Origin of the sequence: Thiorhodococcus minor (assembly GCF_010820565.1) — a bacterium.
Classification (GTDB): Bacteria; Pseudomonadota; Gammaproteobacteria; order Chromatiales; family Chromatiaceae; genus Thiorhodococcus; species Thiorhodococcus minor.
This window is the reverse complement of record NZ_JAAIJQ010000027.1, coordinates 42,612-63,289: the sequence shown is the minus strand read 5'-3', so window position 1 is coordinate 63,289 and position 20,678 is coordinate 42,612. Positions and strand designations below refer to the sequence as shown.

Genomic DNA, 20,678 nt, shown 5'->3' with positions numbered 1-20,678 from the left:
GTAGCAGTATGCTATTCTCTCATCCGGTCACAACTCCATACCCGCATCCAAGAGGGCCAACCATGCGCCGTTCTCGTTTGTGCTGCCCGTTTCCGCCTGGCGCCACGCCCCGCGGAAGCCACCCTGGCTCAACCCGCTTCCACCAGCCCATCCAGCCGCGAACCCGGTCCACGGTGATGGGCTGTGCGAGCCCTCAAGAGCGCACGCCGTCGTGCGCGCCACGGAAGAGCGCGCGGGTGACCCTACTCGTCCAGGTTCCGGGGCAGATGACGTTGAGCGTCGTCGTCGGCGTCCTGCGGGGGCTCGGGCGGGTGCGCTATCGCAACGGCGTGCTGTGGATTGGCCGCGGGGTTGCGTCCAGCGATGGGCGTTGAGTCGGCAGTTCTCTTCACGGAGGCGACGCGATGGCTGGTCTGATTCCGGTCACCTTCCGCCAGACGACCTTGTTTCTCATCGAGGACGAGGGGCGACCGTTCGCCGCGATGAAGCCGATTGCCTTGGGAATGGGGCTGTCCTGGGTGGCATGTCGGGCACGGCTGCTGGTGGAGCAGACGCGCTGGGGCACCCGGGAGATCCAGGTCGCGCCGAGCACGGGGGACGTCGCGGTCCTGTGCCTTCCGCTCCATAAGCTCGGCGCTTGGCTGACGACGGTCCGTCCCTATCACGCTAAGCCCTCCCGCCGCGAAGAGTGCCGGGCCTTTCAGGCCGAGTGCGACGATCTTCTCTGCGAGGTCTGGAATCAGCATTGGGCGCCCGCCGAGGGCCGTCAGGTCGATCTTGCCCCCAACGTCAGCCCGCCGGCTGCCCAGGAGCTCAGCATGTCTCCGGAGAGACCTTCGCTCGTGATCGCCGAGGTCGCGATTCGCCAGGACGCGCGTGGACGCTTCTGCCTGAACGACCTCCACAAGGCTTCGGGAGGCGAGCAGCGCCATCGCCCCAAGTATTGGCTGGAGAACCAACAGACGCTGGAGCTGGTGGCCGAATTGTCCAAAGGCGGAATTCCGCCTTTGGAGGGCAGCCAGCCGGTGGTGACCGTCAAGGGGGGTAATGCGGCCGGCACCTACGTCGCCAAGGAGCTCGTCTATGCCTACACCATGTGGATCAGCCCCGCGTTTCACCTGAAGGTCATTCGCACCTTCGACGCGGTGACGGCGGGCGCACTCGATCCTGCAGTTTCTCAGGCACCGGAACCGACGCCCTCCCTGATGCCGGAGCTTCAGATTGCGCAGACGGCTGCTGCCATGATTAGGCTCTCCGAGCTCTCGAAGATTCGCATGCTGGCCGAGATCTGCCGACTGAGAGGTGTCGCGAGCAGCTTTCTCCCCGACTACGTCGATGAGCCGCTAGTGCGCTCCCTCTCGAGCCTCCTCAAGGAGCATGGTCGCCGGCTGTCCGCCCAGGCCGCGAACCAGGCGCTGGTCGAGCTGGGGCTCCTGGAGACGCTGACCCGCCCAGGCAGCAAGGGCGCGACCAAGCGCTTCAGGAGCCAGACCGACGCCGGCTTGGCCTACGGGCGCAACGAGACCGCTCCGCAGAATCCGCGCGAGACGCAGCCGCTCTACTACGTCCACCGGTTTGCGGAGCTGCTGGCTCGGCTCGAGCGCCACCTTGGCCAGGCACGGGACGCGAGTCAGCCGGCCGGGGCCAAGCGCCGGGTCGTACATTGATGCAAGCGCCGATGCGGGTCGCAGGCACACCCCAAGCCATTGGCTCATCGGCGCTCGAGCCTCACCCGAGCTACGCGAGGCGCCAGACGCGCACGAGCCGAAGCGCTCAGGCTGTCGGTCGCGTCGGCTCCAAAGACCGGGGCATCACGGCACGAGCGCCTCGAAGGGATGGCTCTCATCACAACCCCTTGGCGCCTGCTCCATCCGGGCAACCGCCAGCGTCCTCTCCCGAGCCGACCGGGCCAGGTATCTGCTCGGGGGCGCCGCCATGAAGACGCTCGATCTGCGCGAGGCGTCCGCGTTCCTCAGGATGCACCCCGAGACTGTCCGACGCCTCGCGGTGGCCGGCGAGATCCCCAGCGCCAAGGCCGGCAAATGCTGGGTCTTCATCGATGAAGACCTGGCGAGCTGGCTGCGCCTGCACTATGCTCAGCCCGCAGCGCGAGCGGCGGAGCAGGAGAGACAGACATGCTCTACCGCAGACACAGCAGCCGTCACTGGTGGGTCCGTTTCACGACTCCCGACGGCCGTGAGGTACGAAAAAGCACTGGCACGGAAGACAAGAAAGCCGCCGAGGAGTACGAGGCGAAGCTGAAGCAGGACTATTGGCGCCAGGAGCGGATGGGCGAGCGCCCGCGCCATAGCTGGAAGGAGGCGGTGGTGCGATGGATCGACGAGCAGACCGACAAGGCGACCCTCGACGACGACCTCTCACATCTGCGCTTCGCTGACCCGCACCTGGCGGGCCTGATGCTCGATGAGATCGATCGCAACCGACTCGAGGCACTCGCTCAGTCACGCAAGGCCGCGGGTGTTCGCAATTCCACCGTCAACCGGATGATGGAAATCGTGCGCGCGATCTTGCGGCGCGCCGAGCGTGAGTGGGACTGGCTCGATCGCGCCCCGGTCGTGCGGATGCTTGCCGAGCCGAAGCGGCGGATTCGCTGGATCACCCCCGAGGAGGCGAACCGGCTGATCGCGGAGCTCCCGGAGCATCTGGCCGATATGGTGCGGTTCAGCCTGGCCACCGGACTGCGGGAAGCCAACGTCACGGGCCTGGAGTGGAGTCAGGTCGATCTCACGCGCCGGGTGGCCTGGATTCACCCCGATCAGGCGAAGGCCAGACGGGCGATCGGGGTACCGCTCAACAACGATGCGGTCCTGGTGCTACGGCGCTGGATCGGCCGGCATCGCGAGCGCGTCTTCGTCTATCCGCGACGCAACGCGCAGGGAAGGCTCGAATGGCTGCCGATCAAGAAAGCCGGGGCGGCCGCCTGGAGGAAAGCCCTCAAGCGGGCCAACATCGAGGACTTTCGTTGGCACGACCTGAGGCACACCTGGGCGAGCTGGCAAGTCCAGGCGGGGACGCCGCTGCACGCGCTTCAGGAGCTCGGCGGCTGGACCTGCGCGGAGATGGTGCAGCGCTACGCGCACTTGGCGCCGGAGCACCTGGCGGAGTATGCGGCGAGGATCGAAACGAAGCTCGAGCCGGTGTCCGCACGTTTTCCGGCACACCCAGAAAAGACAAAGCCGCTAAAAAGCGGCTAAGTTCTTGATAAATTGGCGCGCCCGGAGAGATTCGAACTCCCGACCACCTGGTTCGTAGCCAGGTACTCTATCCAGCTGAGCTACGGGCGCTTTTTGTTGTCGCTCAGTGCCAGCGTCTATGCTCAGCCCCGAGGAGCTACTTAGTATGGTGAGGTCGCTGCCCTCTGTCAACTTTCTTCGCGCATTTTTTTGTATGGCGATGTAGACGGGCGTTTTGGCGCTGGAAGCTAGCCGCGATTGAAGACCCTCTCTTAGTGCGGTGGCGGCGTGGACCCTGCGGGCTTGAATCCGTTACCATGCGGCGATGCTTGAGTCTGGTGCTTGGTCGGATCCTGAAGACTCCTCATAGGTTGCGGGCGGAGTGCCGTTTTGAAGAGGCGGTTTCGCTCGCTGCCGGCCAGGGAAGCGCAAAGCGCGAGGCCGGTAGTCCCGGGTAGGCGTGTGCGCGTGCGTATTGCCGTAATGACGAAGGACGTGAGTCCTTCGTCGTGAAGGCAATATGCAAAGCGCAGTCACACACGCCGTAGAGTCATTCGTCGTAGGGTCGTGCGCAGCCCGAGTGCGCCAACGGCGCTACTCGAGGCGGAGCAGCGACCCGGAGCGGGACGGCCCGGGCTGAGAAGGTTGTCGCCCTGCGCGAGTCCCGTCGGCGAGGGATCGACCCGACGGGTATCACGAGCGCAGACGCGACACTCCGGCTCGGTCCCATTGCTCACGGTCGTGTCTCTGGGATTGCTGGTGCGGCTCATCGTGGGAATGGGCACTGGTCTTGGGCATGGAGCCGTCGATGTTGGGAGAGCGCTCTGCTGCTTAGCCACCGGGCTCGGGTATCCTGCTCGTAGGTCGGTTAGCCTTGGGGCTCTTTCTTAGGCACATGGCGGAGCGCGCCCCCGAAACATGAAACGGGCGGCAGGCCGGGGCAGTGTGCGGAGGTCCAGCGTGCGATGTTGTGCTGGGCTCCGGCCGACCGACCGACGCGCCGGCGATTGCACGCTAGCCACTTAAACACTCAGCCGACGCTCAACGCTGCCTTGTCTCTGTGCTGTCGGTAGCCTCTGAGCGAGTGAGTCGCCTCGTCGATACATCGGCTCGTCTGGGGCGGCTCCGATTGCTGAATCCTGACTTGAGGTCTCGCGGCGAGAGTTTCTTCATGCGGCTCGTCATCATTCTGATTGCCATCGGCTGGGGCATCAGCGCGGTCTGGGCCTTTGCTTGGAGCGCGTCGAAGTCGCGTGATGCCAAGCTGACGGCGGCCTACATTCTGCTGTGGCCGCTCGTGGCCGTGATCCTGCTGCTCAATGAGCCTGTCCCCTTGTGGTTGTCCGTGCCAGTCATCTTCGGCTTCTTGCCTTGGCTGTTGGCCGGACCCCACCTGAGTGCCATTTTGACGGATTCTTCCGCGTCGCAACCGGATGAGATCATCGGTATTCCACGCAGCTACTGGAAATGGGGCGGCCTCGCCGCCGTCCTTCTGGGCCTGCTGTTCGATGGCTATGCCTGACCCGTCCTCGCATCTGCAACCAGATTCGATTCACCCATGACCCGCCAGGCTCAGATTGACGAATTGCTCTCCATCATGGCGAGGCTGCGCGATCCAGAGGGCGGCTGTCCCTGGGATCTGGAGCAGACCTTTCGCACCATCCTGCCCTTTACGCTGGAAGAGGCCTACGAGGTTGCCGAGGCGATCGAGCAGGGAGATCTCCAGGCCTTGCGCGATGAGCTCGGCGACCTGCTGCTGCAGGTGGTCTTCCATGCACGCATGGCGGAAGAGCAGGGGGGGTTCGATTTCTTCGACGTGGTGCGCTCCATCTGCGACAAAATGGTTCGGCGTCATCCGCATGTCTTCGGTGAAACGGATCTCGGCGACTCGGCCGCTGTTCATGCGAGCTGGGAGCGGATCAAGGCGGAGGAGCGTGCCGAGAAGGGCGAGCTGGCGGTCCCTGAGAGCGTGCTGGCGGGCGTCGCCCAGGCCCTTCCGGCGCTGGTGCGGGCCGAGAAGCTTCAACGCCGTGCGGCGCGCGTCGGCTTCGATTGGGACGCCATCGAGGGCGTTGTCGACAAGGTCCGCGAGGAGCTGGAGGAGTGCCAGGAGACGCTGGCCGAGCATGCCGATCCGACGGATCGGGTGCATGAGGTCGGTGACCTCCTGTTTTCATGCGTCAACCTTGCGCGCCACATGGGCGTGGACGCCGAGCAGGCGCTGCGCGCCGCCAATCACCGATTCGAGCATAGGTTCGGCGAGGTCGAGGCGGCCCTGCGAGAGCAGGGGCTGACGCCAGCTCGCGAGCAGCGGGAGGAAATGGAGCGCCAGTGGACGTTGGCCAAGGGCCGTGAGACCTGATCGTGGTGCTTTTCGAGACCATTGCGCGCTGGGTGTCCCAGTCATGAGCTTCCTCGACAAGATTCGCGCCTGCAACGCCTGGGATCCCGCTGCCTTCGTGCCTTTCCTGCTCGACGGGGAGCGTCTAGGGAGTCTGCGCCAGTCGGCCTTGGAGCAGCTGAGGCGCTGGCCGGAGCACTTTCGCATCTGCACCGACAGGATCGAGTGGATCAATTCGCCGGCCGATTTCGCCGGACGCAGCGCCCTGCTTGCCGAGGTCGTCGAGCGGTTGGCGGAGGAGGGCATCCTTTCCCATCTGCATGGCGAGCTCTACCCGGTCACAGCGGCAGGCCGTGACCAAGCGCGGTGTCTGATCGACCGTGCCTGCGCGCCCTTCTTCGGCATGCGTGCCTTCGGCCAGCACCTCAATGGCTTCGTGCGCACCCGCCATGGCATCGAGATGTGGATCGGTCGGCGCTCTGCGGATCGTCGTCTCTATCCGCGACGTTTGGATCACTTGGTCGCCGGCGGTCTGCCTCATGGCCTGAGTCTGGGGGAGAACTTGCGCAAGGAATGCCACGAAGAGGCCGGAATGCCGCTGGCGCTGGCCGACCGCGCACTTCCCGTCGGGGCGGTGACCTACTGCCGGGACTCCGAGCGCGGTCTCAAGCCGGACGTCATGTATTGCTACGATCTCGAGCTGCCGGAAGATTTCCAGCCCAGCTGCAATGACGGCGAGGTCGAGGCCTTCTACCGCATGCCGGTCGAGGAGGTGCGCGAGCTCGTGCGCGACACGGATGAATTCAAGCTGAACTGCAACCTCGTCATCATCGATTTTCTGATCAGGCATGGCCTGATCACTCAGACGGATCCGGACTATCTGGAGATCATCCGGGGCCTGCGTGCGCCGCTGCCCTGAAACCCGGCGAAGACCGTCTATTCACTCCTCATCAGCAACTGCGACAATAGCGCTTTAGCAGATCGTACCCGCGGACAAGGCATCATGAGCCAATCTCGACATCCCGTAGAAAGACGCAAGACCCTTCCCGTGGCCGTCGGCCCGGTCACCATCGGCGGACAGGCGCCGATCGTCGTCCAGTCCATGACCAATACAGACACGGGCGACATCGACGCCACAGTCCGGCAGGTCGCGGAGCTGGCGCGCGCGGGCTCCGAGCTGGTGCGCATTACCGTGAATCACGAGTCCGCCGCCAAGGCCGTGCCCGCTATCCGCGAGGCACTCGATGCCCAAGGCTGCAGCGTGCCTCTAGTTGGTGATTTCCACTTCAATGGGCACCGGCTGCTCACCGACTATCCGGAATGCGCGGAGGCGCTCGCCAAGTACCGCATCAATCCCGGAAACGTGGGGAAGGGCGAGAAGAAGGACAGCCAGTTCGCGACCATGGTCGAGCTGGCCTGTCGCTACGACCGCCCGGTGCGGATCGGCGTCAACTGGGGCAGCCTGGATCAGGACGTCGTCGCGCGCATGATGGATGCGAATGCGCACGCGGCTCAGCCTAAGGATGCCGAGCAGGTCATGCGTGAGGCCATGGTGGAATCGGCGATCTCGAGCGCCGAGCGCGCCGAGCAGCTTGGTCTGGCGAAGGACCATATCATCCTGTCGTGCAAGATGAGCAATGTGCAAGACCTGATCGCGGTCTATCGCATGCTCGCAGATCGTGGCGACTATGCGCTGCACCTGGGACTGACCGAGGCCGGCATGGGCTCGAAGGGCATCGTCGCGTCCACGGCGGCGCTCTCGGTGCTCCTGCAGGAAGGCATTGGCGATACCATCCGCGTGTCTCTGACGCCGGCTCCGGGCGAGGCACGCACGCGTGAGGTCGTGGTCGCGCAAGAGATCCTGCAGTCCATGGGATTCCGCTCGTTCGCCCCCATGGTCACCGCGTGCCCGGGCTGTGGGCGGACGACGAGCGATACCTTCCAGCACCTGGCGGAAGATATCCAGACATACCTGCGCGACCAGATGCCGGCTTGGCGGACGCAGTATCCCGGTGTCGAGGCCATGCAGGTAGCGGTGATGGGATGCGTCGTGAACGGTCCGGGCGAAAGCAAGCATGCAAACATCGGCATCAGTCTGCCTGGGACCGGCGAGCGGCCGTCGGCACCTGTCTTTGTGGACGGCGAGAAGGTCGCCACCTTGAAGGGCGAGGGCATTGCCGAGCAATTCAAGCGCATGGTCGACGAATACATCGATGCCCGCTACGGAGGTCCTGGTCAGGCCTGACCTGGGGGCGGGAGCCGCCGATCTGCGGTCGCGCCCTTTGCTCGAGAGGCAGGGGCATGCCGCGCCCGTGCCCCGACCGTTGCGCGCGTCGCGATTCCAATAAGCTCGATAAACGCGAGGAGGTGATGATGATGAATCGATGGTTGATGGGGGCTGCCGCCCTTTCTTTGGCCGTGCCTGCAGCCGCCGAAGACCCCATGGTCGTTCAGCTCAAGCGTCTGTCGCTCGACTCGGCCGTGAAGATCGCTCAGGGGGCGATTGCGGCCTGCCGTGAGAAGGGGATCCAGATTGGCGTGACCGTGGTCGACCGCGAGGGCAACGTGCAAGTCACCCTGCGTGACACCATTGCTGCGCCTATCACCGCGGAGATCAGCCGGATGAAGGCATTTACGGCGGCCAACTTCAACGCCGCCACCTCGGCCATGGCCGAGCGTGCCAACACGCCCGTGGGCCGCGTCGATGGTCTGGTGATGTCTGCGGGCGGCGTTCCTGTGCTCGTGGGCGGCTCGGCGCTGGTCGCTGGTGTCGGCGTGAGTGGCGCTCCGGCAGGCGAGACCGACGAGGAGTGCGCGCTGGCCGGTGTCGCCGAGATCCAGGACGACTTGGATATGGCAATGTAGACGGCGTGGGTTTTCTAGGCCATAAATGAGCTAGGACGGCGCCGGCCTCCGTCGGCGCCAAGTGGCTAGCGATCATTTGTCTGGAGAACAGCCATGCGTATGCTCGACGCCGAGCCTGACATCATCAAAGAGCTGAAGGAAGAGAGCGAGCTCATCGGGCAAAGAACCGTATCCGGGGTCACGGTCTTTACCACTCGTCACCCCACCTTGGGTAAGCTGGTGCTCGTAAAGGCGCCTGATGGGCGAGGGATCGTCGTCGAGGTCGACGAGTAGACCAAGGTGGCGCTTGCGGCACAGTCCCCCATGGCTCCGCGTTCGCCTGGCCCCGTCGAGTGCGGCCGCGATCCGGGCCGCCGATCGTCCCGACCTGGGGGCCGTCTCTGGAGATCCGGATGTCTTTTCGGGCTCCGCCGTGGGTCCAGATCCAAGCCCCAGCCTCCGCACGCTTCATCCTGAATGGACGCCCCGCCAGCTTTTTGCCATCAGGGGGCAGCTTCTTAGGGTCAGTCAGTCGGCCGATACAGAGCGCCCCCGGCTTAGCCAATGGATGAAGGCTTCGATAAAGGCTTCGATAGGCAAAAACCCGGAAAACCAAAAGCTGGAAGCTGTTTGCTGGAGGCTGCCAGCTCTTTCCAGACTCACCAGATATACTTCAGGATAGGAACTGCAAGTGATCGAGGTATGAGATGGCGACCGAAAACTATAAGCACTTGCTGCTCGCGGTCGACTTCGAGAAGTCGAGCGAGCCCGTGGTGGCCAAGGCGGCGCGGTTGGCTGAGTTGCTCGGGGCGCGACTGACCCTGCTGCACGTCGTCGAGCACATTCCACCCGCGATGGAGTCGATGTACCTAGGCTACTCAGGCGAGATGGCGCTGCCGGCCGAGACGCTCGAGCTGGAAGACGAGCTGATGGAGGCCGCGCAGCGCGAAATGCAGGCGCTCGCGGACCAGCTTGGGGTGCCCGCCGAAGACCGTATCGTCAGGGCCGGTGCGACGGCGCATGCCATTGACGAGGTCGCCGCCGAGCTCGGCGTTGATCTCGTGGTGGTCGGGACCCACAGCCGTCACGGTCTTCTCGGGATCTTCGGCTCGACGGCTCGCAGCGTGATGAAGGGCACCAGCTGCGACCTGCTCTGCGTGAGGATCTCCGAGCCGGGCGAGCAGTGATCTGGGCTTGGCGCTTCAGGCCGGCTCGACCACTGCCGCACGGCGTCTGGTGAGGGCCTCGCTGATGCGATCGAAGCGCTCGGACAAGGCTTGGTCCTGGGGCGCCGGGCCGCATGCGTACCACTCGTGCAGCAAGCTGGCCGCGCCCTGCAAGGGGTCGTCCTCACCTTCGGCCATCCGCTCCGCGAGTCTCGACACTTGGAACTCGAGCCGCTGCTGGGCAAGCTCGGCGGGCGAGTCGATTCCGGCAATGATCTCCAACTGAAGACAGAGCTGCGCCTTGCGCTCGGCATTCTCGTTGAGCTGAGCTGACAAGGCGGCTTTCTTGCCAGTGTTCTCCGCGGCGGCCAAGCCTTGCTGAAAGCGCCCCTCGATCGTCTGCTGCAGCTTTGCATCCTCTTGTGTCGGCAGCTGGGTCCAGGCTTCCCTGATGGCGGCGGTTTCGGCCTGACCGCTGGGATCGCTCAGGAGCATCTGCTCGATGCGCTCACAGAGTGTCGCTTGCTGTTTCAGCAGCGCAAGGGAGGCCGCGCGGGCGCGCTCCTCGGCGCTGCGGCGCTGTGCCTCGAGCTTGGCGTAGCTCTTTTGCCAAGTCTGAGCCAGCTTGGCTGCCGCCTGCCGGGGAACGGGAAGGGACTCCGCCGCGCGCCAGCGCTCGGCGAGCTTCCGCTGTGCGGCGGCCATCTGCTTGGCGTCCTGCTCGCGCGCGGCGATCTCGTGCGCCTCGCGGCATAGCGCCTCGCGCGCCTCGAGGTTCTGGTGGAGCTCGCTCGCATGGGCTTGCTGCAGGGCGGCGCGCCGCGCGAACACGGCATCGCAAGCGGCACGGAAACGCTGCCAGAGCTTGTTCTCGTCCTTCTGTCGAGCCGGGACCGTTGTGTGCCATTCGCGTTGAATGGCCTTGGTCTGCTCGATCGCGGCGTCGAGGTCAGGCAGGTCGACGAGGGCCTGGACGCGCTCCACGAGCTGCTGTTTGTGGGCTTGGTTGCGTTTGCGCTCCGCGTCGAGCCGCTGGTCGAGCTGGCGCAGTGACTGATAGAAACGACGCTCGAGCTGTTTGCGGTGGCGGCCTTCGGTCTGGCCGATGCCGGACCAGGTCTGCCGCATCTCGCGCTCGGCGCGCATCATCTTCTTCCAGTCCACGCGCTCCCAGTCCACTTTGGAGAGGAATTCCTCGAGCTGGGCGCAAAGCTGCTCGCGGGCGACCCTGTTGGCCTCGCGCTCGGCCGCCTGGCTCTCCATGTAGGGCTGACAGCGCGCGTAGACGGTCTCGGAGGTCTGATGAAAACGGTCCCAAAGCGCTTGGCTGGCGGGTGATCCCGTCTTGTCCAGACGCTTCCAGTCCGCCTGGAGTCCGCGCAGCGCCTCGGCCAAGGCCTCGAGCGGCGCCTCCTTCTCCGTCAGCGCTTCCATCTGGGCACAGAGCTCTTCGCGATGCTGATCCGCGCCCCAGCGGCGCCAGTTCTGCAGCTCGCGCAGCCTTGGTGCCAGCGCGCGCAGCCGATGGGAGAGCTTGGTCTCTTCGCCCTTGTGGATGCCGCTGACGCGAATCAGCTCCAGTGCCGATTGCAAGCTCTGGTAGATGGGGTCGGCCTTCTTCAGCTCACCGGCCGTGAGGTGGGTCTCCAGCTCCGCGAGGCGCTCCGGGAATTGCTTGAGCTTCTGCTCCGCCTGTTTGCGCTGCCGCTGCAGGCGGGATTCGAGCCGCTCGGCGAGGCTTTGGACGGTTGAGCTCTCGGGCTCGCTGGATAGCGCGCTAGCAAGCGCCCGCCCGTCACGCAGCAGCGCCTCGGTGCGCTTGCAGTCGAGTGCCTTGGAGTCGCCAGAGAGCTGCTCAAGCTTGGTCTGCAGCTTGACCAATCGCTCGGCCTGCTGACGGCGGTCAGCGAGCGCCTGGCGTGAGGACGAGAGCGCCTGCATGAGCCTTGCGTAGCGCTTGTCGAGCGCCGTCCGGGCGCTCGCGGGCAGCTTCGGCAGCGTTTCCCATGCCGTGGCGACCCGCTCGCAGGCGAGGTCGAGCCCCTCCGTCTCACCCTGATCGACGAGCGCCTGCAGCTCCTCGAGCAGCGCCTCCGCCTGCTTGCGAGCGGCCTCGGCCGCCGCCTGCTCGGCGAGCAGAGCGGCATTCTCCCGGCAATAGTCGTCGTAGGCGCGCAGGAAGCGATCGCGCTCCGACTCCAGGCGCGCTTGCCACTCGGGCTCCACTTCCTCGGCGATCTCTGCCCACTGGCGCTGGAGATGATCGAGGAGGGCGCGATCCTGGCTCCAGCTGCCGAGACGCCCGAGGCGCTCGAGCTTGGCGAGGATGTCCTCGCGCTGGGTGCGGATCAGGCGTGGGCGCTCTTCCTGCTGCGCGATCAGGCGCAGTTTTTCCCGCGCGATGCGGTAGACGTTCTTGTCGCGTTTGCCGATGCGGTGCTGGACGTCTTCGAGGGCGGCCTTGTCCTCGAGCCGCTCGACCGCGACACCGCGATTGGCCGCCAGGCGGTCTTCGATGGCGCACTCCGCAAGGACGCGAGGACTGTCCGTGCTCGCGATGGCGGCGCGCCTGGCCTGGGGTGTGTGCGCCTGGCGGGCGATCCGCTCCATCGCCTGGGCGTCGAGGCCGCTGGCAAGAATGTCTTGCAGCCGTTCCGCGCTGATGTCCGGCGCAAGGTCGTTACAGAGCGCCGTCACTAGCCGGGTCGATGCCGCCTGGCGGGCCGCCTCGTCCGTCGCTTGCTTCAGTGCCTGGGCGAGCGCTTCGAGCTCATTGAGTGCGGTGATCGCCTGGATGCGCGGCTCTGTGGCTGACCGGCGCGGCTCCTGATCTTTGGCGTGACCCTGGGGCTTGCCCTGTGCGGCGGCTCCGACAGTGTCCGAGGTCCCTTTGCGCTTTTGGAAGAATCGCTTGAGTAGCATCATCGCTTGAATCGCATGGTGGCTCTGTCACGTGTTGCTCAGTCGCGAACGAAGGGGTTGCTCCGGCGCTCCGCCCCGAAGGTCGACGTCGGACCATGGCCAGGAACGAAACGCACATCGTCTCCCAGCGGAAAGAGCCGCTGCTGGATGGAGGCGATGAGGTCGGAATGATTGCCGCGCGGAAAGTCGGTGCGGCCGATCGAGCCTTGGAAGAGCACGTCGCCGACCTGCGCGAGCTGTCCTTCTCGATCGAAGAAGACGACATGCCCGGGTGTATGACCGGGGCAATGGATAACGCTCAGGCGAGCCTCGCCGACCTCGATCCTGTCGCCATGCTGGAGCCATTGGTCAGGCTGGAAGGCCGTCACCTGGGGAAAGCCGAACATCTCGCTCTGAACGGCCAATCCGTCGATGAGAAAGGCGTCGTCCGCGTGCGGGCCAATGATGGGAATGGCGTAGCGCCGCGCGACCTCGGCACTCGCCCCGACGTGGTCGATGTGGCCATGGGTGAGCAGGATGCGCTGCGGCTCGAGCGCGAGCTCTCGAATCGCGCGATCGATCGTCTCCGGCTCGCCGCCAGGGTCGATGATCGCGGCATGCCGCGTGCTTGGACACCAGAACAGCGTGCAGTTTTGCTGAAACGGCGTTACGGGGAGGATGCGGAAGTCCACAGTGAATCCGGGTCCTTATGACGCTGTCTTTGGGCGGCGCTGTGTGTGGATGACGCCGCGGTGATGAGGTGCTCCACCCTGGTGCCAGGGAGGCGCGCCTTGGACCCGTCATCAGGTCCGCGCGGCAGTCGCTCGGCCTTCGAGGCTGGGCGCCAGTGTCTCGCCGTCGCGAGGCTTGGCGCAGGCGCGCTGCAAGCCTTGGGCGGCGGAGGCCGTCTCGACGCGGCCCTGCTGCCTGGCGAGCGGGATGCTACGCAGAGATCCGCGGGCCGCCGCACCGATGGAGCGACCCGCCGTGGGAGTGCTTCGGTGTGCTGCGGGTCAAGCCCTCAGCATGGCATAGAGTGAGTCCTTGAGCTGCAGGCGCTCTTTCTTGAGCTCTTCGATGGTCTCATCTGCGACAGGTGTGCCGAGCTCTTCGATATTGCGAACGCGCGCATCCAGGCCATCGTACTTGTCCATGAGCTTCGCGAACTCTGGATTTTCCGCTCGCAAGGCTGAGATCTTTTGCTCCAGGTCTGGAAACTCGTGTAGAAGGTCGTGGGATTCACCAAGCATTGGGTCCGCTCCTCTTGACGGAGGCCGCCACGCACCAGGCGCGCGGTCAAAAACGATAGGATCGACGCTTTTGGCGATGCCGGCTCGGCGGAGACGGCCGGGGCCGTCTCGTCCACACCTTCGCGGAGCGGCCGCCCCGCCAGCGTCTGGCGGGCTGCGTGCGGCTCCGGTGCGCTCGTCCGGGCAGTTGCCGCGAGCGGTGCCTCACCCCGAGTCCCGACCGTTTGCGCGCAATGCTCAGGCGCCGACATGCAGCCGCGACTCAGGGCGGCTCAGCCCGCATCCAGCGGCATAGCAGGACGCCCAAAGCGCGCAGAAGTATACCCCAGGGGCAGTACCTGAAACAGTCTCGTCATCGGGCCGCAACCGCTGCTCGATTGCGGCCTCGGGGTGCCCTTCCGAGCGGGTCAGTCGGTCGTCGAATCCAGCTGCTTGATGACGGCTCCCGTGATGTCGAGGGATTCGTCCATGTACATGAGTCCTGCCTGGCCGCGCTCGACGACCATGCCGATCTTCTGCTTCTTGGCGACCGCGTCGACCGCCTTGCGGGCGGGGCCGACGATCTCGCGTCCCTTCTCCTGCTGGACCTTCATCAGCTCTTGCTGCACGGGCATGGCCTTCTTCTGATAGGCCTCGATGCGGCTCTTGATCTCGCTCTCCTTCTTCTCGACTTGCTCCTCGCTCATCAGGGGCTTGTTGCCCGCGAGCTCCTGCTGCATCTGCTTGATGGCCATCTCTTCTTCGGCCAGCTCCTTGGCGCGCGGCTCGAAGTCCTTGCGCAGCTGCTCTTGCAGCCGTTGGCCGAGCTTGCTCTCCTCGAGCACCCGTTGCATATCGACGTAGCCGACACTGGTCTCCTTCGCCGCCTGGACCGGCAAGATGACGGACAGCAACAAGGCGACGAGCAGGTAAAGACGGATCATGAACGCACTCCGCGGTGATGAATCGACAGTGTTGAGGAAGCGTAAAATGCGCTCCCCGCGGTTCGGTGGTGCTTGCGCGTCCATCGGTACGCTACGAAAAGCCGTTCGACCAACCCCCGTGGGTGTGCGCCGGGCACTGGTTTAAAGAGGGGGCGAAGCGGCATCGGCGCGCGCGACCGCTCTGCGGCACCTACCGGCGCGGAATTTAACCACGCCGAGGCTTTGGGGACAAAGAGGCTCCGGGGCCGAAAGGATGCTCGACTGGCCGTGCCGCCCGATGGTGACGAGTCAACCCTGGTGTTCGAGGTGGGTCCGGGCATCGCTTTCGGCCTCGAGACAGTTACAATTCGCTGAAACCCCTTCAATCCGGAGAACAGGGCGTGGGAAACTCACTGCAAGACCAGCTGCTCAAGGCCGGCCTGGTCGATGAGCAGAAGCTGAAACAGGCGCGCTCCTCCAAGCGCAAGCAGACCAAGAAGAGCGGCAAGCGCGCGATGCCGGAGCAGCAGCAGGCGCGCCAGGCGGCGCAGCGCGCCCAGGCCGAGAAGGCCGCACGCGACCGCGAGCTCAATCGTCAGCGCCAGGAGGAGGCGGCGCGACGGGCCGCGGAGAACGAGATCCGCCAGCTCATTCACACCCATCGCGTGGTTCGCGATGGCGGCGATCTCGCGTACAACTTCACGGACGGCAATACGCTCAAGCGGATTTATGTGGACAAGGCGCAGCATGCGAAGCTGGTCGCCGGCGCGCTGGCGATCGTGCGCCAGGACGCCTTCTATGAGGTCGTCCCGCGCGAGATCGCGGAGCGGGTGCGCGAGCGCGATCCCGCGCTGGTGCTGGTGCTCAACCAGCCCTCCGAGCAGGATGACGGCGATGACCCCTATGCCGATTACAAGATCCCGGACGATCTGATGTGGTGAGGAGAAACGATGACAGAACGGGTCCGCTGCGGACGGGAATTGAACGGACGGCGCGCTGAAGGGAGCGACGACCATGTCTGAATCCGGCAATTTGAAGCTTGCCGTCTTGATCGATGCGGACAATGCCCAAGCGAGTATCGTGGAGGGGCTGTTGGCGGAGATCGCGAAATATGGCACGGCCCATGTGAAGCGCATCTACGGCGATTGGACCCTGCCGAACCTTGGGGCCTGGAAGGACACGCTGCTGCGGCATTCGATCCAGCCGATCCAGCAGTTTCGCTACACCAAGGGCAAGAACGCCACCGACGGCGCCATGATGATCGACGCCATGGACTTGCTCTATTCCCGCAACTTCGAGGGTTTCTGCATCGTTTCGAGCGACAGCGACTTCACCCGTCTCGCCTCTCGCCTGCGCGAGTCCGGGATGACCGTCTATGGGTTCGGCGAGCAAAAGACGCCCGAGCCCTTCGTGGCGGCTTGTGACAAGTTCGTCTTCACCGAGGTCTTGCGCGAGGATGCCAGCAATGACGCATCCAGACGCAAGAGCGGCAAGGAGCTCAAGCATGATGCCAAGCTCGTGGCCTTGCTTCGGCATGCGGTCGATAGCGCCGCCGACGATACCGGCTGGGCGTCGCTGGGCCCGGTCGGCTCGGCCATCGCCAAGCGCAGTCCCGAGTTCGACTCGCGCAACTATGGCTACGCCAAGCTGAGCGGGCTGCTCAAGGCGACTCAGCTGTTCGATCTCGAGGAGCGCGCCGTCGGGCGTGGTGCGCAGAAGGCCATCTATGTGCGCGATCCCAAGAGTGCGTCCGGGGCTTAGATAACGTCCGTCAACGAGCTCCCCTGTCTCAGGGGCTGTGGCACCGAGGTGCCTCCGCGCCAGGGTTGCTGGGTGTCGAAGGCGTCGCCCGCAAGCGGGCTCCTAGGGCGGCGGGTGCTCCCGAGCCGTCACCCTTGGCCGGCAAGACCCAGACGTTCGCGCTTCATCGCCACGACGCGTGCGACATAGGCCGACCCATGTGCCGGGTCGATGCGGGGCTGCGCATTGGTCTCCCAGTCGGGCTGGTAGCCGTAGTGGCGGATGTAGGCGTCGAAGTAAGGGCGAAAGAAGGCTTCGTCCGCCGCCGTGAGCCAATTCTTCCAGTCCCCGTAGGCGCAGGTGCGCGGCACATGGGCGTACTTGGAGTCGACCTCAGCGTCGCCAGCCAGGTCGATCTCGAGGTAGTGGCTCAGTCTTTCCAGCTTGCCGTCGACGAAATCCTCGTAGCCCAGCCTGATGGCGTTATCTCCCAGGCGCTGCTCGAACCCCATGCAGAGTGCTTGCAGGCCTTGGGTGCGCTGGGCGAAGAATTCCGCTGACATGGATGGCTCTGGCGCGAAGAGAAAGTCCAGCAGCTCCTTGAGCGGAGCGCATTCCGGGTCGGCCTCCTTGCGGCGCAGATAGTCCATCACCCAGCGCATCGCCCTGTCGTCGGTGAAGATGGATGGCTTCTCTTGGCAGAGGAAGAGCGCGAAGCTGACCAGCCAATCGCGCGGGTCGCGAACGAGATAGATGCGACGGTCGAAGCCGAGGAAGCTGTCGTAGTCGACGGGCTCGGGATGACCGGCGAATTTCAGAATGGTCTTGGCGATGACCCAGCGCTCGGCGTCGGAAGGCTCGGGCGTGTAGGCGAGCGGCTCGAAGAGCGTGCGCGGCTCTCCGGGCAGCGAGTTGCGAATTTTGGTAAAAACACCTGTCGTGCCGCTTTTGTACTGTCCGAAGATGACGATCTTGCCGGGGCTCGGTTTCATTCCGGGGGTCCTCGAGAGTGCGGATCGGCCGATGCGCAGGGCCTGGATGATGCCTGCCGCCGGGCCAATGCTTCCTGAGTCGCGGGCGCGACCTGCGGCGCGAGACTAGCACAGTCGGAGATTCACCGATGGAGCTGATCGACACGCATTGTCATCTCGATGTCGACGACTTCGACGCGGATCGGAGTCCTGTCCTCGCCGCCTGCCGCCAGGCGGGGCTGAGCGCCATCGTCGTCCCGGCGATTGAGGCAAGGGGCTGGAGCGGATTGCTCGAGACCTGCGCGGGCGTGGACAGTCCCAGGCTCTATCCGGCCCTGGGACTGCATCCGGTGTACTTGCGCCAGCATCGCGAGGCCGATCTGGCGGCACTGGAGGAGGCCGTGGCGCTGCATCGCCCCATTGCCATCGGCGAGATCGGCCTGGATTTCTACGTCCGCGACTTGGATCGGGGGCAGCAGGCGCGGCTGCTCGAGTCACAGCTCGGGATCGCCCGCGCCGCTGGGCTGCCCGTGCTCCTGCACGTGCGCAAGGCGCATGATGAGGTCTTGGCAATGCTGCGGCGCAATCCAGTGCCCGGCGGCATCGCGCACGCCTTCAACGGCAGTCTGCAGCAGGCGCGGGGCTACATCGACCTGGGGCTCAAGCTGGGCTTTGGCGGCATGCTGACCTTCGAGCGGTCCAGCAGGCTGCGGCGCCTGGCCGCCGAGCTGCCCTTGGAGGCTATCGTCCTGGAGACGGACGCGCCCGACATGACGGTCGCGGCGCATCAGGGCGCGCGCAACAGCCCGGAGTATCTGCCGGATGTCCTCGCCGCGCTCGCCGAGGTGCGCCATGCCGATGCCCTCGGCATCGCGGCGCAAACGACCACCAATGCCAGAGCTGTCTTGAATCTTCAATGAATCCGAGCCCAGCAAGCCCAGATGATCCGCTTTGGGACCGTACGCGCATCTTGGTCGGCGATGATGGCGTCGCTCGGCTGAGCCAGAGTCGCGTCTTGGTTGCCGGGCTTGGCGGCGTGGGCTCCTTTGCCGCGGAGGCGCTCGCCCGGGCTGGCGTCGGCGCCTTGACCCTGATCGATCACGACCAGGTGGATCCTTCCAACCTCAACCGTCAGCTCGTCGCGCTCAGATCGACCATCGGCCAGGACAAGACGGCGGTGATGGCGCGGCGCATCGCCGACATCAATCCGGGCTGTCGGCTGCGGCTCATGACGGAATTTCTCGCCGAGGACGGCATGGAGCAGGTCCTGTCCGAGCCCTTCGGTCAGGTCGTCGATGCGATCGATAGTCTTAGCAGCAAGGTGGCCTTGATCGAGACCGCCTGGCGGCTTGGCAGACCCATCCTGAGCAGCATGGGTGCTGGCGGGCGGATGGATCCAACGCGGATCCAGGTCGGTGATCTCATGGACACGCGCGTCTGTGCGCTGGCGCGGGAGGTTCGGACGCGGCTGCGCCGTCGTGGTGTCGGGCGTGGCATCACTGTGGTGTGGTCGGACGAGACGCCCATCCCGCCCTTGGCTCCGCAGGACACCGGACGCGGGCGTCCTCGGGCGGTGAACGGGACCCTGAGCTACATGCCCTCCCTCTTCGGGCTCACCCTGGCTGGTCTCGCCATTCGTCGGCTGCTGCAGGACACTCCGTCGACGCCTTCGATTAGCCCTTGATCTGCTCGTAAGCCGCCAGGGCCCGCTCCCTGGACTTTCCGAGGTCCACGAGGGGTGCTGGATAGTGCTCGCCGAGCTTGACGCCTGCCGTTCTCAGCACGGGCTGCGGTGCCGTCCAGGGCTGATGCAGGTGCTTGTCCGGGAGCTTGGCAAGCTCGGGACACCAGCGCCGGACGTAGCTGCCGTCCGGGTCGAAGCGCTCGCCCTGACGCACGGGATTGAAGACGCGAAAGTAGGGCGCGGCGTCCGCCCCGCAGCCGGCCGTCCACTGCCAGCCGAGCGTGTTGCTGGCGAGGTCGGCGTCGACCAGGGTGTCCCAGAACCAGCGCGCGCCTTCCTGCCAGGGGATTAGCAGATTCTTGGTCAGGAAAGACGCCACCACCATCCTGACGCGGTTGTGCATCCACCCGGTGTGCCAGAGCTCGCGCATTCCGGCATCGACCATGGGGATGCCCGTCTGTCCGTGCTGCCAGGCCTTGAGCTGGCTCGCGACGTCGCCGCTCGCCCAGGGGAAATCGGCGAACTGCGCATTCAGCGGCTCGGCGGGCGTCTGCGGAAAGTGATAGAGCAGGTGGTAGGCGAGCTCGCGCCAGCCGATTTCGCGGACGAAGGCCTCGACGGGCTTGGCGGTTGGGTCTCCGAAGCGGTCCATCACCATGCGCAGGATGCGCCTTGGACTGATCTCGCCGAAGTGGAGAAAGGGAGAGAGTCGGGACGTGCCTGGGATGCCAGGCTGGTCGCGTCGCTCGCCATAGTCCGCGACCTGTCCGTCGAGGAATGCCTGCACCCGCTGCTGCGCGCCTCGCTCGCCGGGAGCCCAGGTTGCTGTCAGGCCGGCGTCCCAGGGGATCGTCGGGAGGAGCTCTAGCGAGTCCAGATTGGCGCCTTCCGCGATCTCGGGTGCCGGCGGAAGTCGCTCCGGCGCGGAGAGCGGCTGCGGCTCCTTCAGCGCCTTGACGCAGGCGCGCCAGAAGGCGCTGAAGACGCGGTAGGGCTGCTGCTCGGCGTTGGCGATCTCCCAAGGCTCGAAGAGCAGGGTGGAGCAGTGGCTGTCACATCGGATCCCCTCGGCGCGCAGGGCCTGATTGATCTGCGTATCCCGCTCGCGCGTGGCCGGGTCGTAGAGACGACTCCAGTGGATCTCGGTCGCACCCGTCTCGGCGGCGAGCCGCTTGAGCACCTCGAGGCTGTCGCCTCGCGCAATGTGCAGCCGGCTGCCGCGCTCGCGCAGCGCGGCGTCGAGGGATTGGAGGCTGCCGTGCAGCCACCAGCGGCTCGCGCCCCCTGGCTGCCAGGGCGCTTCCTCGTCCGGGGCGTGAATATAGAGGGGCAGGAGCTTGCGCCCGTTGGCGATCGCGGCCTGCAGCGCGGGGTGGTCATCCAGGCGCAGATCGCGCCTCAGCCAGAGAATGGCGGTCATGTCTTGTCCTTGAGACCTGGAGCGGTCTTCGGCGGCTAGGGTTCTCTCCGTGGCCAATATTCGGTCTGATGGGCTTGGTGCCAATGCCCGAAGCCCATGGCTCCAGTTCGGAACGGGAGATTCGCGCCGAGCGGCGATTGCAACCAGGGGGGGCTAAGTCTATCCTGTGCTGCGATGCAGCATTGGCCTCGCGCGGCGAGCTGCGATCGCCCCGATGGACGGGGCGGCTCAGCGGCTCGAGACTGCCGCGCCGCTGGCGCCAGGA

General features: G+C 65.4%; 20 protein-coding genes, 1 tRNA gene and 1 pseudogene. 15 read left to right on the top strand and 7 right to left on the bottom strand.

Features of this window, described 5'->3' with window-relative positions; all coding sequences use genetic code 11:
* The first annotated feature begins 236 nt into the window (after window positions 1-236).
* The 4 genes and pseudogenes from G3446_RS11045 to G3446_RS11030 all read left to right on the top strand — a co-directional run bounded on the left by G3446_RS11045 (window position 237) and on the right by G3446_RS11030 (window position 3,215).
* Entirely contained in the window at window positions 237-374 is a 138-nt protein-coding gene (locus G3446_RS11045) for a hypothetical protein (RefSeq protein WP_164452887.1), read from the top strand.
* Between the two features lie 30 nt (window positions 375-404).
* Window positions 405-1,667, top strand: coding sequence for a KilA-N domain-containing protein (locus G3446_RS11040; protein WP_164452886.1), 1,263 nt, complete (start codon window positions 405-407; stop codon window positions 1,665-1,667).
* Window positions 1,668-1,935: 268 nt separating this feature from the next.
* Window positions 1,936-2,073: pseudogene (locus G3446_RS29125) on the top strand (helix-turn-helix domain-containing protein); the annotation flags it as partial.
* A 62-nt stretch (window positions 2,074-2,135) separates the two neighbouring features.
* Entirely contained in the window at window positions 2,136-3,215 is a 1,080-nt protein-coding gene (locus G3446_RS11030) for a tyrosine-type recombinase/integrase (protein ID WP_164452885.1), read from the top strand.
* A gap of 13 nt (window positions 3,216-3,228) precedes the next feature.
* On the opposite strand, the gene G3446_RS11025 is transcribed toward G3446_RS11030, so the two are convergent.
* Window positions 3,229-3,305 (bottom strand) — tRNA-Arg (locus G3446_RS11025).
* A gap of 1,060 nt (window positions 3,306-4,365) precedes the next feature.
* Here G3446_RS11025 and G3446_RS11020 point away from each other — a divergent pair.
* From G3446_RS11020 to G3446_RS10990, 7 genes are all read left to right on the top strand, one after another.
* Complete coding sequence (locus tag G3446_RS11020) at window positions 4,366-4,716, top strand: hypothetical protein (protein ID WP_164452884.1); 351 nt, start codon at window positions 4,366-4,368, stop codon at window positions 4,714-4,716.
* 36 nt (window positions 4,717-4,752) lie between these two features.
* Window positions 4,753-5,556, top strand: a complete 804-nt coding sequence (gene mazG / locus G3446_RS11015) for a nucleoside triphosphate pyrophosphohydrolase (protein WP_164452883.1) — start codon at window positions 4,753-4,755, stop codon at window positions 5,554-5,556.
* A 43-nt stretch (window positions 5,557-5,599) separates the two neighbouring features.
* Window positions 5,600-6,454 (top strand): DUF4743 domain-containing protein, encoded by an 855-nt coding sequence (locus G3446_RS11010; RefSeq protein ID WP_164452882.1) that lies wholly within the window; start codon window positions 5,600-5,602, stop codon window positions 6,452-6,454.
* A gap of 84 nt (window positions 6,455-6,538) precedes the next feature.
* Window positions 6,539-7,780, top strand: a complete 1,242-nt coding sequence (gene ispG, locus G3446_RS11005) for a flavodoxin-dependent (E)-4-hydroxy-3-methylbut-2-enyl-diphosphate synthase (RefSeq protein ID WP_164452881.1) — start codon at window positions 6,539-6,541, stop codon at window positions 7,778-7,780.
* Between the two features lie 131 nt (window positions 7,781-7,911).
* Window positions 7,912-8,400, top strand: coding sequence for a GlcG/HbpS family heme-binding protein (locus tag G3446_RS11000; RefSeq protein WP_164452880.1), 489 nt, complete (start codon window positions 7,912-7,914; stop codon window positions 8,398-8,400).
* A 93-nt stretch (window positions 8,401-8,493) separates the two neighbouring features.
* A complete protein-coding gene (locus G3446_RS10995; RefSeq protein ID WP_164452879.1) occupies window positions 8,494-8,673 on the top strand; it encodes a hypothetical protein in 180 nt (59 codons plus the stop codon).
* Window positions 8,674-9,086: 413 nt separating this feature from the next.
* Window positions 9,087-9,566 (top strand): universal stress protein, encoded by a 480-nt coding sequence (locus G3446_RS10990; protein WP_164452878.1) that lies wholly within the window; start codon window positions 9,087-9,089, stop codon window positions 9,564-9,566.
* A 15-nt stretch (window positions 9,567-9,581) separates the two neighbouring features.
* On the opposite strand, the gene G3446_RS10985 is transcribed toward G3446_RS10990, so the two are convergent.
* The 4 genes from G3446_RS10985 to G3446_RS10970 all read right to left on the bottom strand — a co-directional run bounded on the left by G3446_RS10985 (window position 9,582) and on the right by G3446_RS10970 (window position 14,619).
* A complete protein-coding gene (locus tag G3446_RS10985; RefSeq protein ID WP_245232445.1) occupies window positions 9,582-12,470 on the bottom strand; it encodes a DUF349 domain-containing protein in 2,889 nt (962 codons plus the stop codon).
* 35 nt (window positions 12,471-12,505) lie between these two features.
* Entirely contained in the window at window positions 12,506-13,138 is a 633-nt protein-coding gene (locus G3446_RS10980) for an MBL fold metallo-hydrolase (RefSeq protein ID WP_164452877.1), read from the bottom strand.
* Between the two features lie 321 nt (window positions 13,139-13,459).
* Window positions 13,460-13,696, bottom strand: a complete 237-nt coding sequence (locus tag G3446_RS10975; RefSeq protein ID WP_164452876.1) for an HP1242/YdcH family protein — start codon at window positions 13,694-13,696, stop codon at window positions 13,460-13,462.
* Between the two features lie 407 nt (window positions 13,697-14,103).
* Window positions 14,104-14,619 carry an OmpH/Skp family outer membrane protein gene (locus G3446_RS10970; protein ID WP_164452875.1) on the bottom strand — a complete coding sequence of 172 codons (516 nt, stop codon included), beginning with the start codon at window positions 14,617-14,619 and terminating at the stop codon, window positions 14,104-14,106.
* 380 nt (window positions 14,620-14,999) lie between these two features.
* On the opposite strand from G3446_RS10970, the gene G3446_RS10965 reads away from it, so the two are divergent.
* Both G3446_RS10965 and G3446_RS10960 read left to right on the top strand, forming a co-directional pair.
* Complete coding sequence (locus G3446_RS10965; protein WP_164452874.1) at window positions 15,000-15,539, top strand: DUF2058 family protein; 540 nt, start codon at window positions 15,000-15,002, stop codon at window positions 15,537-15,539.
* 73 nt (window positions 15,540-15,612) lie between these two features.
* Window positions 15,613-16,359, top strand: a complete 747-nt coding sequence (locus G3446_RS10960; RefSeq protein ID WP_164452873.1) for an NYN domain-containing protein — start codon at window positions 15,613-15,615, stop codon at window positions 16,357-16,359.
* A gap of 128 nt (window positions 16,360-16,487) precedes the next feature.
* Here the strand turns inward: G3446_RS10960 and G3446_RS10955 are convergent, their stop codons facing one another.
* Window positions 16,488-17,330, bottom strand: a complete 843-nt coding sequence (locus G3446_RS10955) for a hypothetical protein (RefSeq protein WP_164452872.1) — start codon at window positions 17,328-17,330, stop codon at window positions 16,488-16,490.
* A 128-nt stretch (window positions 17,331-17,458) separates the two neighbouring features.
* Here G3446_RS10955 and G3446_RS10950 point away from each other — a divergent pair, with 128 nt between their 5' ends.
* Both G3446_RS10950 and G3446_RS10945 read left to right on the top strand, forming a co-directional pair.
* The gene (locus G3446_RS10950; protein ID WP_164452871.1) at window positions 17,459-18,229 is read left to right on the top strand and encodes a TatD family hydrolase; all 771 of its coding nucleotides are present in this window, start codon (window positions 17,459-17,461) and stop codon (window positions 18,227-18,229) included.
* The gene (locus G3446_RS10945; RefSeq protein WP_164452870.1) at window positions 18,226-18,993 is read left to right on the top strand and encodes a tRNA threonylcarbamoyladenosine dehydratase; all 768 of its coding nucleotides are present in this window, start codon (window positions 18,226-18,228) and stop codon (window positions 18,991-18,993) included. The genes G3446_RS10950 and G3446_RS10945 overlap by 4 nt, the downstream gene beginning before the upstream one ends.
* Here the strand turns inward: G3446_RS10945 and G3446_RS10940 are convergent.
* A complete protein-coding gene (locus G3446_RS10940) occupies window positions 18,983-20,413 on the bottom strand; it encodes a cryptochrome/photolyase family protein (RefSeq protein ID WP_164452869.1) in 1,431 nt (476 codons plus the stop codon). The genes G3446_RS10945 and G3446_RS10940 overlap by 11 nt on opposite strands.
* Window positions 20,414-20,678 lie beyond the last annotated feature (265 nt).